This window comes from Sodalis sp. RH22, assembly GCF_047324165.1.
In the GTDB taxonomy this organism is placed as follows: domain Bacteria; phylum Pseudomonadota; class Gammaproteobacteria; order Enterobacterales; family Enterobacteriaceae; genus Acerihabitans.
In genome coordinates this window covers 2,350,749-2,366,035 of sequence record NZ_CP178731.1, presented here as the reverse complement: position 1 = coordinate 2,366,035, position 15,287 = coordinate 2,350,749, and the positions used below count along the sequence as shown (strand labels likewise).

Below are 15,287 nucleotides of genomic sequence, written 5' to 3'. Positions count from 1 at the left end.
CGCAATGCAGGCGTGTTCAAGGGAGAGCGTGCCAATGGGGTTGAATCGGGCGTGTTTTTCGCCCGACCGAGCGCCCCATGGCACGGTATGCCCGCCAACACCGAGCTCAAAGCAGACGTGTTCAAGGGAGAGCGTGCCAATGGGGTCGAATCGGGCGTGTTTTTTCGCCCGACCGAGGCCCCATGGCGCGGTAGGCCCGCTAACACAAATCCTGCAACGAGCGTGTCAAAGGGAGAGCGTGCCGATGGGGTCGAATCGGGCGTGGGGTTTTCGCCCGACCGAGCGCCCCATGGCACGGTATGCCCGCCAACACAGAACGCAATGCAGCCGTGTTCAAGGGAGAGCGTGCCAATGGGGTTGAATCGGGCGTGGTTTTCCCGCCCGACCGAGGCCCCATGGCGCCGGTAGGCCCGCTAACACAAATCCTGCAACGAGCGTGTCAAAGGGAGAGTGTGCCACCTTATAACGGCACCGGCGGGCCGAACAGATTCACCAATCCCACCGCCAACAACGTCATGGCAAGCGAACCGACCAGATTCAGCAGAATATTCACCCCAGCCCAAAGCATCTGCCCGGTCATCATCAGGGTAACCACTTCCGCCGAAAAGGTAGAAAAAGTGGTCAGGCCGCCGCAAAAGCCGGTGGTGATAAACAGTTTCCAGAACGGGTCGATATGAGTGAGACGGAGAAACAACGCCATAAACAGGCCGATGATAAAGGCGCCGACCAAGTTAACCGCCAAGGTGCCGACAGGAATGGCAAAACCGCTGCCGCTGAGCTTCAGGCTGAGCCACCAGCGCAATACGCTGCCGATCCCCCCACCAATAAACACGGCTGATAAAAGGGTAAACATAAGAACCTTTTTAATTAATTTAAGGAATGAAAAACTCAGCAGGGCGAACACAATGACTACGTCCCCCAACCCGAGCAGGTAAACGTAGACATCATCAGCCAAAAACGGCGGTTAAAGGAGGAATGTCATCTCCTGGCGCGATTATACATTACTTTCCTTTACTGAACAGTATTGTCGTCGCCATGGCGGCAGGCCAACTGGATGGCATCGGCCACCAGCTCGACCCGATCGGCTTCCAGCAGGGATGTCGATACCCGGATAAAGCGGCTGGGTCCGATACTATGCCGTTTGCCGGGCATCACCGCGATACCGTGAGCCGCCAGCGTCACCAGGGCATATTGCTCTGACGGCACCGGGATCTGGATGCTCAGCCCGTCCCGATCCGGCAACACCACCCCACGCTGCGCCAGCGCGCGCAACAGCGCCCGGCGGCGCTGGGCATAACAATGCCGGGCGGCGGCAAGCGTCTGCTGGGTCATGCCATCTGCCATCATCCAGGCCACCGCTTCCTGCAATATCCTGCTGGTCCAGCTGGCGCCGAAGTTACGTACCGACTGAATACGCCGGATGATATCACTGGAAGCGGAGATAACCGCCAGCCGCAAATCCGGGCCATAGGCTTTGGAAAATGAACGTACATGCACGGTACGCTGCGGGTAAATATTGCCCAGGCTGTGGACCGGATGCGCGGACAGCTCGCCGATGCCGTCATCCTCAATTATCAGCGTCGCGCGGGCGCGCAGTAAATGCGCCATATCGTCGGCGCGCTGCCGGCTAACCGTATGGCCGGTTGTGGAATGGGTGCGCGGTTGGTAGATAAAAGCTACCGGACTACGCCTGAGCGCCGCCTCAAGCCCCGCGGGGGTAGGGCCTTGCCCATCGCAGGGGACGGCGATAATGTCCGCGCCCACATTATCCAGCATATCCAGCAACCGCGTGGCGGTGGGATCTTCAATCGCCACCGGGGCACCGGGCATAATCAGGGTTTGCAATGTTTGGTACATGGCGTCAAAACCGCCGTCCGCCGCGAGGTAGGCCTCGGCGGGATAGGGCCAGCGCGGCGCGATGGCCTGTTGCAATACCTGGCTTATCGGTTCGCGCCGGTAGCTGTTGAGGTTTATCGCCCTCCCGCCGCGCAGCAGCGCCTCGCGCAGATCCGGCAAATAGGCCGGATCGGGCGCGGCCAGGGTCAGGTCGGCCATGATATTGTCGCCGAAATTGCCGATGGCCTCGAACCGCACCGGCCGCGGCGTGACGATATTGCCGCACACCCATACGCCGTTGCGCCCGGCGCCGGCGATGACTTTTTGCCGCCGCAGCTGCCCCCAGGCGGCGGATACGGTTGCCGGGCTGACATCCAGCAGGCCGGCAAGTTCGCGCACCGCCGGCAGCTGTACGCCTACGGCAATGGCGCCGCTGCCGATAAGCGCCGCGGTCGCCAGCGCAATACCTTTAATCGTCCGATCCTCGATGCGTTCGGCCAGCCAGCCGGCCTCAAGAGCATTATCCATAAGAATAAACTTTGTACAGTAACAAAGTTAACATTGTACATTGAACAAAGTGGTTTTAGTATCGAAATTAATCAATCGAAACCAAAATGGTCTACAACTGTTAATGTCCGGTAAAAGAAAGCACGCCGGCATGGGGGAACAACGTGGCATACACTATCAGGCTGGCGGTCAGGGATTGGGATTATTTTACTCCCCTGGCATTGGGCGATCTCAGGCCGCAAGGTTTTTCCCTGGAAATCCATCGCGTGGGCACGCTGGTGGACTCCATCGCCACCAGCGCCGACTTTGACGCCGGCGAAGTCTCGTTCAGCCGGTATGCCCAGGCGGTCGCCCGCGGCGATAATTCCCTGCTGGCGCTGCCGCACTTCCTGATGCGCGGGTTCCGGCAACGCTGCATCATCACCACCAAGACCAGCCCGCTGACCACCCTCGGACAACTGCGCGGCAAACGTATCGGGCTGACCGGCTGGCAGGATTCCGGCAATACCTGGACCCGTACCCTGCTGAAGCGCGAAGGGGTGGGTATCGATGACGCCACCTGGTATGTGGGCCGTTTGACAGACGATCATCCTGTGGTCGACCGACTGGCCGGCTTCGGCCGCACGGGGCGTATCGAGGCCGCGCCCGGGGAGCGGCCGCTGCTGACCTTATTACGGGCGGGGGAGCTGGACGCGGTATTCACTCCCTTTATGCCGAACGGATTTTTTTCCCCCGCCTCGGATCTGCGCCAGTTGCAGGAGGATTTTCGCCAGGCGGAACTCGATTATTTTAACGCGGTGGGGTATATCCCGGGAATCCATGTGCTGGGCATCAAGCCGGCGCTGGCGCAAGCCCATCCGGAGCTGCCCCAGGCGCTGAGCGATATCATTACGCAGTCGGCCCGTCTGTGGCACGACAAGCGGGTCAAGTATGCCGATACCACGCCCTGGCTGATGGACGATCTGGCGCGTACCGCACGCGACCTGCCGGCGGACTGGAATCGAAACGGTTTTGACGCCAACCAGCGGATGGTGGCGGACTTTGCCGCTGAGCTTTTTGAGCAGGGACTGACGTCACGTTGCCTTACGCCGACGGAACTCTTTCCTTACCCATTATCATAATCTGCAGGAGGACGGACAATGAAAGTCGCATTAGGACAATTTGCAGTGAGCCGGGAATGGGAAACCAATTTAGCAACCTGCCTCGACCTGATGGACCGCGCTCTGGCGGGCGGCGCGGATTTGCTGGTGCTGCCCGAGGGCATCCTGGCGCGGGATATCGCCGACCCGGATTTAGTGCTTAAGTCGGCCCAGCCGCTGGACGGGCCGTTTGTCAGCACGTTGTGCGCCGCCAGCCGGGGCACCCAGCTTACCACCATGATGAGCGTGCACACGCCCACCGGCGACGGGCATGCGTTTAATGTACTGATCGCTATTCGCCACGGCGAAATTATCGCCCGCTATCGCAAACTGCATCTTTACGACGCGTTTGCCGTGCAGGAATCGAAAAACGTCACGCCCGGCAGCGAGGTGCCGCCGCTGGTGGATGTGGCGGGCATGAAAGTAGGGCTGATGACCTGCTATGACGTGCGTTTCCCCGAACTGGCGCGCCGGCTGGCGCTGGATGGCGCCCAGGTGCTGGTGCTGCCTGCCGCCTGGGTCAAGGGGCCGCTGAAGGAAATGCACTGGGAGGTGCTGGTCACCGCGCGGGCATTGGAGAACACCTGTTATATGGTGGCGGTGGGAGAATGCGGCGAGCGCAATATCGGCAACAGCATGGTCGTCGATCCGCTGGGCGTTGCCATTGCCCATGCCGCCGAAGCGCCGGCGCTGGTGTTCGCCGAGCTGGATGCCGAGCGGGTCACCCACGCGCGGCGGGTATTGCCGGTGCTGGAAAACCGCTGTTTCGCCGCGCCGCAGCTGCGTGAGCGCTAAGACGCGAGCTGCAATCATCACTAGGTTATCGACATCAGGGGAAATGTAATGAATGTAATGAAAAAACGGCTGGTTGCCCTGTTCTGCCTGGCGCTGTCGGGCGGCGCGCTGGCGGATGACGCGCTGCCGGTGCAGGCCCTGGATACCGCGCTGCACGCTAAGTTACCCCAGGATATCCAGCAGTCGGGCCGGATTATATCCGTTAATAACGGATCGTTCCCTCCTTATGAGATTGCCACCAGCACCCATTCCCTGGACGGCGCCAGCGCCGATTTAGCCCAGGCGCTGGGGCAGCTGCTGGGCGTTAAGATCGAACACGCGTCGGTCAGCGGTCTGTCAGGCGTGTTGAGCGGCATTAATTCCGGCCGCTACCAGATGGCTATCGGTCCGATCGGCGATTTTCCCGACCGGGAACAGAAAAATGATTTTATCGATTTTGTGCAGGAATTCGTGGTGTTCGCCGTGCCTAAGGGCAATCCGGCCGCCATCAACGGCCTGATTGATACCTGCGGCAAGCGCATCGCGGTCATGGCGGCCGGTTCAGCCGAGCAGGTCATCCGCAAACAGTCCGCCACCTGCGTCGCGGCGGGCAAGGCGCCGGTGACCGTCGCCTCCTTTACCGATCAGCCCACGTCGGTGCTGGCGGTGCGTTCCGGCCGGGTCGACGCCTTTTTCTCCTCCCAGGCGCCCCTGACCTATTTTGTGGCGCAAACCAACGGGCAGTTGGAATTAAGCGGACAGGGTAAAGCCAATGGCTTTGGCGATCTGTTCCAGGGGTCGGTAGTGCCGAAGGATTCGCCGTTCGGCGCGGTGGTGCTGGAAGCCTATCAAAAATTGTTTGCCAACGGCACCTATGCCGCCATCATGAAAAAATGGCATCTACAGGACAATATGCTCAAGGCGCCGGGCCGTAACCTGGCCAGCAATCCAGGTGCGAAACCATGACCGGACGTGCTACCGATGCCACGCCGACGCCCGCGGACACCGAGCGCGACGTGCGTTATGCGCGTCCGCCGGGGCGGCTGGGCCATATAGTGTTATGGGTAGTGGTGTTGTTGATTGCCGCCGATGTGGTCTGGGTGGTCGCCAACAACAAAAACTTTGAATGGCACGTGGTCAGGGCCTGGTTTACCGAGGCGTCGGTGCTGCGCGGTCTGGGCGTGACCCTGGGCCTGACGGTGATCTCCATGGTGCTCGGGGTGCTGCTCGGGCTGCTGCTGGCGGTGGCCCGTCTGTCCGATCACCGGCTGTTGCGCGGGCTGGCGGGCCTGTATATTTGGTTCTTCCGCGGCACGCCGCTGCTGGTGCAACTGATTTTTTGGTACAACATGTCGACGCTGTTCCCGCATGTGACCCTCGGGTTGCCGTTTGTCGGCCCGGTATACGCCAGCTGGAACACCAACGATCTCATTACTCCCCTTACCGCCGCCATTGCCGGCCTGGCGCTCAACGAGGCCGCCTATATGGCGGAGATTATTCGCGCCGGGCTGCTGTCGGTGGATACCGGCCAAGTGGAAACCACCCAGGCGTTCGGCATGAGCCGCAGCCGGGCGTTGCGGCGCATTATTATCCCCCAGGCCATGCGGTCGATTATTCCCCCCACCGGCAACCAGCTGATCAGCATGATTAAAGCCACGTCGCTGGTGAGTGTCATCGCCATGGGCGATTTGCTCTATTCGGTACAGTCGGTCTATAACCGCACCTTTGAAGTGGTGCCGATGCTGATGGTGGCGGTGATCTGGTATCTGATCATTACCTCGGTGCTGAACGTGGCGCAGTCCGCCATCGAGCGTTATTACGCCCGCGGCACCCGCCGCAGCGAGACGGTGACCCGGCGGCGCCAGGCCGCGCCGGCGGATAGCGTGGCAGGAGAAAAATAATGGTTCAGCAAACTTCCGTTCCGCTGGTACGCGCCCGGGACGTGCACAAGAGTTATGGCGATCATGAGGTGCTTAAGGGTATCAGCCTGGACGTGTTGCCGGGCGAGGTGGTGGTGATCCTGGGACCGTCCGGATCGGGGAAATCCACCTTTTTGCGCTGTATTAACCATCTGGAAGATATGAACCAGGGCTCGATTATCGTCGGCGATCACCAGGTGGGCTACGAGCTGCGCAAAGGCGTGTTGCATAAATTGTCCCCGCGGGCCATTGCACGCCAGCGCCAGGAAATCGGTATGGTTTTCCAGCAGTTTAATCTTTATCCCCACATGACGGTGCTGCAAAATATTATCGAAGCGCCGATCGGCGTACATAAACAGAGCCGCCGCGACGCCGTGCGTTACGCGCGCGAGCTGTTGCAAACGGTGGGACTGAGTGAAAAGGCCGACGCCTATCCCCGCCATCTTTCCGGCGGCCAGCAACAGCGGGTGGCTATCGCCCGGGCGCTGGCCATCCGGCCTAAGCTGATGCTGTTTGATGAGCCGACTTCGGCGCTGGATCCGGAGCTGGTGGGCGAGGTGCTGGCCACCATGCGCAGCCTGGCGGATCAGGGATTGACGATGATCGTGGTCACCCATGAGATTGGCTTTGCCCGCGAGGCGGCGGATCGGGTGGTGTTTATGGATCAGGGCGTGGTGGTGGAGGCGGGGCCGCCACAGGATGTGCTGGTCAATCCGCAGCATCCGCGCACCCGCGCTTTCCTCAGCCGGTTCCTGTAACCGGGCCGGGGCGTAGCGGGAATAACGCCCCGGTATGTAAATCTGTTACAGATATCTCTTGTAATGCAGGGGCAATAGCGGTAAAAAGCGATTAACATGTATCAATCGCTGGTTTTATCAGCAAGCGTTAAGCAAGAAGGTGAGTATGGAAGGTTTAAGTATTACCAAATTATTAGTCATCGGCGCCTTGATTGTGCTGCTGTTCGGCACCAATAAGCTGCGCAGCCTGGGCGGCGACCTGGGCGCGGCTATCAAAGGTTTCAAGAAAGCGATGGGTAGCGATGATGCGGTCGCGCCGAAAACGCAGGCTGATGATACCGTGGCGCCCCAGGTTACAGAACGTAAAGAGTAAACCTGGCGCGGAAAAGGATGGTTATCGCAACCATCCTTTTTTATTGGCCGCAGTCAGAATGTAACCGGATATGTCGCCGGTTATTTTACCTCAATGCCCTTGGCCTGCAGGTCCGCATGGTAGGACGAGCGCACGAACGGACCGCACGCCGCATGGGTAAAGCCCATGGCCATGGCTTCCGCTTTCATCTCGTCGAATTCCTGCGGACTGACGTAACGCTTCACCGCCAGGTGGTGACGGCTGGGCTGCAGATACTGGCCCAGGGTCAACATGGTCACGCCGTGGCGGCGCAGATCGCGCATGACGTCAACGATTTCCGCGTTGGTTTCGCCCAGCCCCACCATCAGTCCGGATTTGGTCGGCAGGTCGGGGTTGGCTTCCTTGAAACGCTCGAGCAGTTTCAGCGACCAGTTATAGTCGGCGCCCGGGCGCACCTGGCGGTATAGCCGGGGCACATTTTCCAGATTGTGGTTAAACACATCCGGCGGCGCCGCGTTGAGGATTTCCAGCGCCCGATCCATCCGGCCGCGGAAATCCGGCACCAGCGTTTCAATCTTGATGGTGGGGTTTTTCGCCCGGATGGCGGTGATGCAATCGGCAAAATGCTGGGCGCCGCCGTCGCGCAGGTCGTCGCGGTCCACCGAGGTGACGACGACGTAGCGCAGCCCCATATCGGCGATGGTCTGGCCCAGTTTTTCCGGCTCATTGGAGTCGGGCTGGGTTGGACGGCCATGGGCGACGTCGCAGAACGGGCAGCGGCGGGTGCAGATGGCGCCGAGGATCATAAAGGTGGCGGTGCCATGGTTAAAACACTCGGACAGGTTGGGGCACGACGCTTCCTCGCAGACGGAGTGCAGGCCGTTTTTGCGCATGGCGGCTTTAATACCCTGGATACGCGTGGAGTCCGACGGCAGTTTAATCTTCATCCATTCCGGTTTGCGCAGCATCTCCTGACGCTCGACCGCCACGGTTTTAATCGGGATTAAGGCCATTTTATCGGCGTCGCGGTATTTAACGCCGCGTTCCATCTGTATCGGTTTACTCATAATCTCGCAGGTCCCGTCCCGAATGTGCCAGCATGCAGGTTATCACACACGCTGTTACGTGATTGTTCAACTAAATTTGATAAAACATCAAAAATTATAACATGGTTAACCGTTCGCTTTCAGCCCAAAAAAGCGATTATTGCTGGATTGCGTCCGCAAGGGGAGGGTAATCCTCCAGATACCAGGGCAGCATGCGGGCCGGCGGATTGCCGAGCCGTTGCAGGAAGACCCCGGTCAGCACCGGCGCCACGTCGTCCACGCGGGTGCCCGGCGCCAGATCGCTTACCTGGGTCATGCGCAGTCCGGCGTAGCCGCAGGGATTGATTCGCAGGAAGGGCGAGAGATCCATGGCGATGTTCAGCGCCAGTCCGTGAAACGAACAGCCTTTGCGGATGCGTAATCCCAGCGAGCAGATTTTATCATCATTCACATAGACGCCCGGCGCGTCCGCGCGCGCGCGCGCCGCGATGGCAAAACGCCCCAGGGTCTCCACCACCGTTTCTTCCAGCAGGGTCACCAACTGGCGCACGCCCAGCCTGCGGCGTTTAAGGTTAAGCAGGACGTAGAGGATTTGCTGGCCGGGGCCGTGAAACGTGACCTGGCCGCCGCGATCGCTCTGGATAACCGGAATGGTGCCCGGCGCCAGGATATGTTCTGCCTTGCCGGCCTGCCCCTGGGTAAATACCTGCGGATGCTGGACCAGCCAGATTTCATCCGGCGTGGATTCGTCGCGGCGATCGGTGAAGACGTGCATGGCCTGCGACACCACGTCATAGGGCTGCAGGCCAAGCTGGCGGATTATGATGGTTTCCTGTGGCACAGGCGACTCCCGGTTTACAGGACCATGCGGACCTGTTCGATATTGCCCAACTCCTCATAGAGCGCTTCGACCTGCTCGATATGGGTGGCGGTAATGGTAATGGACACCGCATGGTAATTGCCTTTGCTGCTCGGCTTGACCTGGGGGGTATAATCGCCCGGCGCGTGGCGCTGTACCACTTCGACCACGCGATCGACCAGTTCCGGACGCGCGGTGCCCATCACTTTATAGGTAAAGGAGCAGGGGAACTCAAGCAGTTCATTCAGTTTGGTTTTCATTGGAACTCCGGTAGCGTGACTGCCACTGCATCTGGCGGATATTTGCGGCGGGTAGGATGGGTAAGAAGAATAACGCGCAGCGCCGGGAAGGGATTTACGGCGTCTTTACGATCCTGCCCATCGTGCCCGTGGGCACGGCCTGGCCATCAAACTCACTCCCGCCGGGGCGGGAGCGCTCTGTTACTATTATATGGGGGCTGATTTGCCGCTGACAAGCCGTGGCGGCATTAAGCGAACCAATGATGGAACATCAGCTTGATATAATCCACGATGCGGCTGAAAATATTGCCTTCCTGCACCTGGTTCAGGACCACCAGCGGATGCTGATCGATGGTCTTGCCGTCCAGCTGGAAGTTGATGGTGCCTACCTGCTGGCCTTTGGCAAGCGGTGCATGCAATTCCTTCTGGCTTAGAGTATAGCTGGCTTTCAGATCTTTCATGCGGCCGCGGGGAATGGTCAGGTAAGCATCGCTATCCACGCCCAGCTTGACGCTGTCGGTATCGCCGAACCACACCGGCTCGGCGGCAAATTCCTTGCCCGCCTTCAGCGGCGCCACGGTTTCAAAGAAACGAAAGCCCCAGGTCAGCAGCTTGCGGGTTTCGCTTTCGCGGCCCTTGGGCGAATGGCCGCCCATCACCGCTGAAATCAGCCGCATCGGACCGTCGGTGGCCGAGGCGACCAGGTTAAAACCGGCGGAGTCGGTGTGGCCGGTTTTGATGCCGTCTACGTTCAACCCGGTATCCCACAGCAGGCCGTTACGGTTCATCTGCCTGATATTATTGAAGGTAAATTCTTTTTCTTTATAAGTGGCGTATTCTTCCGGCACATCGCGGATCAGGGCCTTGCCGATCAGCGCCATATCGCGGGCGGAGCTGTACTGGCCCGGGGCATCGAGGCCGTGTACGGTTTCGAACTGGGTATTTTGCAAGCCCAGCGCTTTCACGTAGTTATTCATCAGGCCGACAAACGCGTCCTGGCTGCCGGCGACGTAATCGGCCATGGCCACGCAGGCATCGTTGCCTGACTGGAGGATAATGCCGCGGTTAAGCTGCGATACCGGCACGCGATCGCCGGGTTTAAGGAACATCAGCGACGAACCCTTGAATACCGGATTGCCGGTCGCCCAGGCGTCCTTATTGACGGTGATGATATCGTTAGGGGTGATCTTTCCCGATTTTATCGCCTGGCCGATGACGTAGCTGGTCATCATTTTTGTCAGGCTGGCCGGATCGCGACGGGTGTCGGCATTTTGCTCCGCCAGTACCTTGCCGGAGTTGTAATCGATCAGGATATAGGTTTCGGCATCAATTTGCGGCACGCCGGGAATCATGGTCTTCAGATTCACATCGTCGGCGTAGCTATTGGAAAGAGGGATCAGCGCAATAAGGGTGCTTAAGGCTAAGCGCCTGAATAAAAGATGGCTCATTACTTTATTCATGTCAGGACAACAGCATCCGTGGGAGTAAGTTAAAATCGTGCCACACTATAGCAGAAGTAAAAAAGGCCGGCATCAGGCAATCCGTAACCTGGCGGGGAGAACCTTTTAAGAATGTTTCAGCCGGCCCGCGCCCCGGCTATTCCGTCGCCGTAGTGATAAACGATTGCTGCTGCGCTTCGCTGACCAGGCGCTGCTGCAACCCGGCGGCCTGCTGCCGGGAGCTGAACGGCCCCAGTTGCACACGGTACAGCGCGCCGTTGGCGGTGACCTTGCCCGGCACGCCGAATTTCTGGCTCAGGCTTTGCTGCCAGCTGATTGCGCGCTGGCGGTCGCCAATAGCGCCGACCTGGATCACGTAGCGGCCGGAAGACGCGGCCGGCGACGCCACCGGCGCGACGACGGCCGTGGTATGCGTCGTAGCGCCCGCTGAAACGGGCGGCGGCTGCGTGACGTACGGCGGGGCGACGACGGCCGTGCTATGCGTCGAGGCGCCCGCGGAATAGGATGACGGCTGCGACGCCACCGGCGCGGCGGCGGTGGGTTCGGGCTGGCTGGATTCAATCACGCCGGGCGGCAGTGCCGACGGGGCGCCGAGAAAACCGTGACCGCCGCCACCGCCGGCGGCTACCGGGGCGCCGGTGGCGTCATCGTCCGCCGGCGCGTTTGCCGGCACCGGATCGGCAACCGGGCGGACCGCGCCGCTATCGGCTTCGGGCGTGGACGATTGCATGACCGGGGTACCCATCGCGCCGGTGCCCAGATCGGGCCGCGGCGGCAGCGCGTAGTTCTGTTTAGCCACCACGGTGCCGACGGTGCCGGGTCCGGACAGCGTGCCGTCCGGCGCAACCTGGATAAAGTCGACGCGTACCTTGCTGTTATTGGAGATGTTCAGCCGATCGCCCGCCGCGCGCGACAAATCGATAATGCGGCCGGGCGTGTAGGGACCCCGATCGTTGACCCGCACCACCAGCTGGCGGCCGTTGCTGATATTGGTCACCCGCACATAGCTTGGGATGGGCAGGGTCGGATGCGCGGCGGTCAGGGCGCCGGCATCGAACTGTTCGCCGGTGGCGGTGACGTTGCTGCCGCTGGATTCCGCGTCATACCAGGCGGCCAGGCCGGTTTCGCTGTAATTCTGCGGGTTTTTGATAATATGGTAAGTCTTGCCGTTGACGTCATAGTCCTGGTTGGTGGCCGGGTTATACGGCTCATAGCGCGGCTCCACGCCGCTTATCTCCACCACCGGCCCGTTGTAGGCCGCGGCGGGCGCCTGCTGCTGCTGCGTCGTCTCTGTCGAGCTACAGGCCGTGAGCAATAACCCCATCACGCCGATCCAGTGCCATTCCTTCCGCATTGCTCACCTCTATAAGTTTTTAGACAACATTTTCCGATGAGTATGTATCGACATGACGATACCAAACCCCGCCATCAGCACGATTAATGCCGAGCCGCCGTAGCTCACCAGCGGCAGCGGAACGCCGACCACCGGTAAGATACCACTTACCATGCCGATATTCACGAATACATAAACGAACAAAATCAGCATCAAACCCCCGGCCATCACCCGGCCGAAGGTGGTCTGCGCCTTGGCGGCGATCACCAGTCCGCGCATGATTACGCACAGGTATAACGCTAAAAGCACCAGAACGCCAATCAGGCCCAGTTCCTCGCCCAATACGGCGAAAATAAAATCGGTATGGCGCTCCGGCAGGAATTCCAGCTGGGACTGCGTGCCGTGCAGCCAGCCCTTGCCGCTCAGCCCGCCGGAGCCAATGGCGATTTTGGACTGGATAATATGGTAACCGGCGCCCAGCGGGTCGGTTTCCGGATCGAGCAGCATCATGACGCGATCGCGCTGGTAGTCATGCATCAGGAAGAACCACAGGATCGGAATAAAGGCCGCCACCAGCAGCGCCGCCACCCCGATCAGCTTCCAGCTCATGCCGGACAGGAACAGCACGAACAGCCCCGAGGCGGCGATAAGGATGGCGGTGCCGAGGTCGGGCTGCGCCGCCACCAGCAGCGTGGGCAGGAATATCAGCACCAGCGCGATGGCGGTATTTTTCAGCGAAGGCGGACAGCTGTCGCGGTTGATAAAGCGCGCCACCATCAGCGGCACCGCGATCTTGGCGATTTCCGAAGGCTGGAAACGCACAAATCCCAAATCCAGCCAGCGCTGGGCGCCTTTACTGATCTGGCCGAAGGCGTCCACCGCCACCAGCAGGATCACGCTGATAATGTAAAGGTAGGGCGCCCAGGCCTCATAGACCCGGGGCGGCACCTGCGCCAATACCAGCATCACGAGCAGGCCCATGAAAATCTGGCCGATTTTGCGCTCCATCATGCCGACATCCTGGCCGCTGGCGCTCCACATGACCATGGCGCTGTACGCCAGCAACAGCGTGATCAGGAATAGAAAAGGCACATCGATATGGAGCTTATTCCAGAACGCCCCGTTTTGCTGGTTATCGGTCATGGCTAATCACCTTCAGTGCCGGGCGGAGCAGGCTGCTCGGCCGGTAAATCCGTCGTATTGTCGCCCAGCATGATATGGTCCAGAATCTGGCGGGTAATGGTGCCCACCGCCGGACCGATACCGCCGTTCTCCAGGATCACCACCACCGCCACTGTCGGCTTGTCATAGGGGGCGAACGCGGTCATCAGCTTATGATCGCGCAGATGCTCGGCGATCTTGTGGGCGTTATACACTTCGTTGGCCTTCAGGCCATACACCTGCGCGGTACCCGATTTGGCGGCTATTTTATACGGCGCGTCGGCAAAGCTTTTGCGCGCGGTGCCGTTGGGCCGGTTGGCGACGCCGTACATGCCGTCCTTGGCCACTTCCCAATAACCGGAATGCGGGTCGCCGATCTGGGTATGTTCCGGCTGTTTATAGGGGACCAGCTGGCCGTTTTCCCGGGTACTGTACAGCAAATGCGGGATACGCACCGCGCCGTCGTTAATCAGCGACATCAGGGCCTTGGACATCTGCACCGGCGTGGCGGTCCAGTATCCCTGGCCGATGCCGACCGGAATGGTATCGCCCAGGTACCAGGGCTTCTTGAAGCGTTTCAGTTTCCATTCACGGGTCGGCATCACGCCGGAGCGTTCCTCGGACAGGTCGATGCCGGTATAGGAGCCGTAGCCGAACTTCGACATCCACTCCGACAGCCGGTCGATGCCCAAATCATAGGCCACCTGGTAGAAAAAGGTATCCGCCGATTCCTCCAGCGCCTTGGTGACGTTAAGCCGGCCGTGCCCCCATTTTTTCCAGTCGCGATAGCGTTTATCCGAGCCGGGCAATTGCCACCAGCCCGGATCGAACAGGGAATAGCTGCGGTTAATGGTGCCCAGGGTCAGGGCGGAGACCGCGATATAGGGCTTGACGGTGGAGGCCGGCGGGTAGACCCCCTGGGTGGCGCGGTTGATCAGCGGACGATTTTCATCCTGCAGCAGGTTGCGGTAATCCTTGCTGGTGATACCGTCGACAAACAGGTTGGGATCGTAGCTGGGATTGGATACCAGCGCGCGGATGCCGCCGTCGCGCGGGTCGGCCACCACGACCGCCGCGCGGCTGCCCGCCAGCAGTTTTTCAATATAAGTTTGCAGGTGCAGGTCCAGGGTCAGGTAGATATCCTTCCCGGCCTGGGGCGGCTGTTCATGCAATTGGCGGATAACCCGGCCGCGGTTGTTGACTTCCACCTCTTCGTAACCGGTCTTGCCGTGCAGGGTATTCTCGTAAAAGCGCTCGATGCCCAGCTTGCCGATATCGTTGGTGGCGGCATAGTTGGCCAGGATGCCGTCCTTGTCCAGCCGTTCCACATCTTTATCATTGATTTTGGAAACATAGCCGATGACATGGGTCAGCGCCGAGCCGTAAGGATAATAGCGCCGCTGGTAGCCTTTGACTTCCACGCCCGGAAAATTAAACTGGTTTACCGCAAAGCGCGCCTGCTGCACCTCGGTCAGGCCGACTTTCAGCGGCAGGGAGGTAAAGCGGTGGGAACGGCTGCGCTCTTTTTTGAAATTGGCGATATCGTCGTCGGTCAGATCGACAATCGGCCTGAGCGCATCAATGGTCCCCTGCAGGTCATCCATTTTTTCCGGCATCAGCTCCAACTGATAAATGGTACGGTTCAGCGCCAGCGGGATGCCGTTGCGATCGTAAATGATGCCGCGGCTGGGGGCGATAGGCACCAGCTTGATGCGGTTTTCATTGGAGCGGGTGCGGTAGTCTTCAAAACGGGTGATTTGCAGGTGATAGAGATTGGCGATCAATATCCCGCTTAACGCCAGGATACCGAGAAATGCCACCAGCGCCCGGCGGACAAACAGTGCCGACTCAGCTGAATAGTCGCGAAAGGGGTTATGATCTATTTTCATTCCGCGGGGTTATTTCACTCTATACATCTTCACCGG

At 59.9% G+C, this 15,287-nt stretch carries 15 protein-coding genes and 1 riboswitch; of the genes, 6 read left to right on the top strand and 9 right to left on the bottom strand.

Annotated features, from left to right (window positions below; all coding sequences use genetic code 11):
• Positions 1–460: 460 nt before the first annotated feature.
• Together crcB and ACL2XN_RS10760 are read right to left on the bottom strand one after the other, a co-directional pair.
• Positions 461–853 (bottom strand): fluoride efflux transporter CrcB, encoded by a 393-nt coding sequence (gene crcB / locus ACL2XN_RS10765; RefSeq protein ID WP_410016113.1) that lies wholly within the window; start codon positions 851–853, stop codon positions 461–463.
• Positions 854–931: 78 nt separating this feature from the next.
• Positions 932–995: riboswitch (Fluoride riboswitch) on the bottom strand.
• 16 nt (positions 996–1,011) lie between these two features.
• Positions 1,012–2,364: an aminotransferase class I/II-fold pyridoxal phosphate-dependent enzyme gene (locus ACL2XN_RS10760; protein WP_413730767.1), complete on the bottom strand. Its 1,353-nt coding sequence runs from the start codon at positions 2,362–2,364 to the stop codon at positions 1,012–1,014.
• Between the two features lie 143 nt (positions 2,365–2,507).
• On the opposite strand from ACL2XN_RS10760, the gene ACL2XN_RS10755 reads away from it, so the two are divergent.
• The 6 genes from ACL2XN_RS10755 (at position 2,508) to tatE (ending at position 7,285) form a co-directional block, all read left to right on the top strand.
• Positions 2,508–3,464, top strand: a complete 957-nt coding sequence (locus tag ACL2XN_RS10755) for a nitrate ABC transporter substrate-binding protein (RefSeq protein ID WP_413722285.1) — start codon at positions 2,508–2,510, stop codon at positions 3,462–3,464.
• 18 nt (positions 3,465–3,482) lie between these two features.
• A complete protein-coding gene (locus tag ACL2XN_RS10750; RefSeq protein ID WP_413730766.1) occupies positions 3,483–4,277 on the top strand; it encodes a deaminated glutathione amidase in 795 nt (264 codons plus the stop codon).
• A 57-nt stretch (positions 4,278–4,334) separates the two neighbouring features.
• Entirely contained in the window at positions 4,335–5,222 is an 888-nt protein-coding gene (locus ACL2XN_RS10745) for an ABC transporter substrate-binding protein (protein WP_410016601.1), read from the top strand.
• Positions 5,219–6,157: an amino acid ABC transporter permease gene (locus ACL2XN_RS10740; RefSeq protein ID WP_410016109.1), complete on the top strand. Its 939-nt coding sequence runs from the start codon at positions 5,219–5,221 to the stop codon at positions 6,155–6,157. The genes ACL2XN_RS10745 and ACL2XN_RS10740 overlap by 4 nt, the downstream gene beginning before the upstream one ends.
• Positions 6,157–6,933 carry an amino acid ABC transporter ATP-binding protein gene (locus ACL2XN_RS10735; RefSeq protein WP_413730765.1) on the top strand — a complete coding sequence of 259 codons (777 nt, stop codon included), beginning with the start codon at positions 6,157–6,159 and terminating at the stop codon, positions 6,931–6,933. Before ACL2XN_RS10740 ends, ACL2XN_RS10735 begins: the two co-directional genes overlap by 1 nt.
• Positions 6,934–7,078: 145 nt before the next feature.
• The gene (gene tatE, locus ACL2XN_RS10730) at positions 7,079–7,285 is read left to right on the top strand and encodes a twin-arginine translocase subunit TatE (RefSeq protein ID WP_413722288.1); all 207 of its coding nucleotides are present in this window, start codon (positions 7,079–7,081) and stop codon (positions 7,283–7,285) included.
• An 80-nt stretch (positions 7,286–7,365) separates the two neighbouring features.
• Here tatE and lipA read toward each other — a convergent pair whose 3' ends face one another.
• The 7 genes from lipA to mrdA form a co-directional block, all read right to left on the bottom strand.
• A complete protein-coding gene (gene lipA, locus ACL2XN_RS10725) occupies positions 7,366–8,331 on the bottom strand; it encodes a lipoyl synthase (RefSeq protein WP_413730764.1) in 966 nt (321 codons plus the stop codon).
• 136 nt (positions 8,332–8,467) lie between these two features.
• A complete protein-coding gene (gene lipB / locus ACL2XN_RS10720) occupies positions 8,468–9,151 on the bottom strand; it encodes a lipoyl(octanoyl) transferase LipB (protein WP_410016105.1) in 684 nt (227 codons plus the stop codon).
• A 14-nt stretch (positions 9,152–9,165) separates the two neighbouring features.
• Positions 9,166–9,429 carry a DUF493 family protein YbeD gene (gene ybeD, locus ACL2XN_RS10715; protein WP_410016104.1) on the bottom strand — a complete coding sequence of 88 codons (264 nt, stop codon included), beginning with the start codon at positions 9,427–9,429 and terminating at the stop codon, positions 9,166–9,168.
• Positions 9,430–9,656: 227 nt separating this feature from the next.
• A complete protein-coding gene (dacA, locus tag ACL2XN_RS10710) occupies positions 9,657–10,868 on the bottom strand; it encodes a D-alanyl-D-alanine carboxypeptidase DacA (RefSeq protein ID WP_410016103.1) in 1,212 nt (403 codons plus the stop codon).
• Positions 10,869–11,004: 136 nt separating this feature from the next.
• Entirely contained in the window at positions 11,005–12,222 is a 1,218-nt protein-coding gene (rlpA, locus tag ACL2XN_RS10705; protein ID WP_413722291.1) for an endolytic peptidoglycan transglycosylase RlpA, read from the bottom strand.
• A gap of 9 nt (positions 12,223–12,231) precedes the next feature.
• Positions 12,232–13,344, bottom strand: a complete 1,113-nt coding sequence (gene mrdB / locus ACL2XN_RS10700; protein WP_410016101.1) for a peptidoglycan glycosyltransferase MrdB — start codon at positions 13,342–13,344, stop codon at positions 12,232–12,234.
• Between the two features lie 2 nt (positions 13,345–13,346).
• Complete coding sequence (gene mrdA, locus ACL2XN_RS10695) at positions 13,347–15,251, bottom strand: peptidoglycan DD-transpeptidase MrdA (protein WP_410016100.1); 1,905 nt, start codon at positions 15,249–15,251, stop codon at positions 13,347–13,349.
• Positions 15,252–15,287: the final 36 nt, after the last annotated feature.

Excerpts from the sequence above, each read along its gene's own strand:
- crcB (WP_410016113.1), bottom strand. The coding sequence starts at position 853 with ATGTTTACCCTTTTATCAGCCGTGTTTATTGGTGGGGGGATCGGCAGC.
- ACL2XN_RS10760 (WP_413730767.1), bottom strand. The coding sequence starts at position 2,364 with ATGGATAATGCTCTTGAGGCCGGCTGGCTGGCCGAACGCATCGAGGAT.
- ACL2XN_RS10750 (WP_413730766.1), top strand. The coding sequence starts at position 3,483 with ATGAAAGTCGCATTAGGACAATTTGCAGTGAGCCGGGAATGGGAAACC.
- ACL2XN_RS10745 (WP_410016601.1), top strand. The coding sequence starts at position 4,335 with ATGAAAAAACGGCTGGTTGCCCTGTTCTGCCTGGCGCTGTCGGGCGGC.
- ACL2XN_RS10740 (WP_410016109.1), top strand. The coding sequence starts at position 5,219 with ATGACCGGACGTGCTACCGATGCCACGCCGACGCCCGCGGACACCGAG.
- ACL2XN_RS10735 (WP_413730765.1), top strand. The coding sequence starts at position 6,157 with ATGGTTCAGCAAACTTCCGTTCCGCTGGTACGCGCCCGGGACGTGCAC.
- tatE (WP_413722288.1), top strand. The coding sequence starts at position 7,079 with ATGGAAGGTTTAAGTATTACCAAATTATTAGTCATCGGCGCCTTGATT.
- lipA (WP_413730764.1), bottom strand. The coding sequence starts at position 8,331 with ATGAGTAAACCGATACAGATGGAACGCGGCGTTAAATACCGCGACGCC.
- ybeD (WP_410016104.1), bottom strand. The coding sequence starts at position 9,429 with ATGAAAACCAAACTGAATGAACTGCTTGAGTTCCCCTGCTCCTTTACC.
- dacA (WP_410016103.1), bottom strand. The coding sequence starts at position 10,868 with ATGAATAAAGTAATGAGCCATCTTTTATTCAGGCGCTTAGCCTTAAGC.
- rlpA (WP_413722291.1), bottom strand. The coding sequence starts at position 12,222 with ATGCGGAAGGAATGGCACTGGATCGGCGTGATGGGGTTATTGCTCACG.
- mrdB (WP_410016101.1), bottom strand. The coding sequence starts at position 13,344 with ATGACCGATAACCAGCAAAACGGGGCGTTCTGGAATAAGCTCCATATC.
- mrdA (WP_410016100.1), bottom strand. The coding sequence starts at position 15,251 with ATGAAAATAGATCATAACCCCTTTCGCGACTATTCAGCTGAGTCGGCA.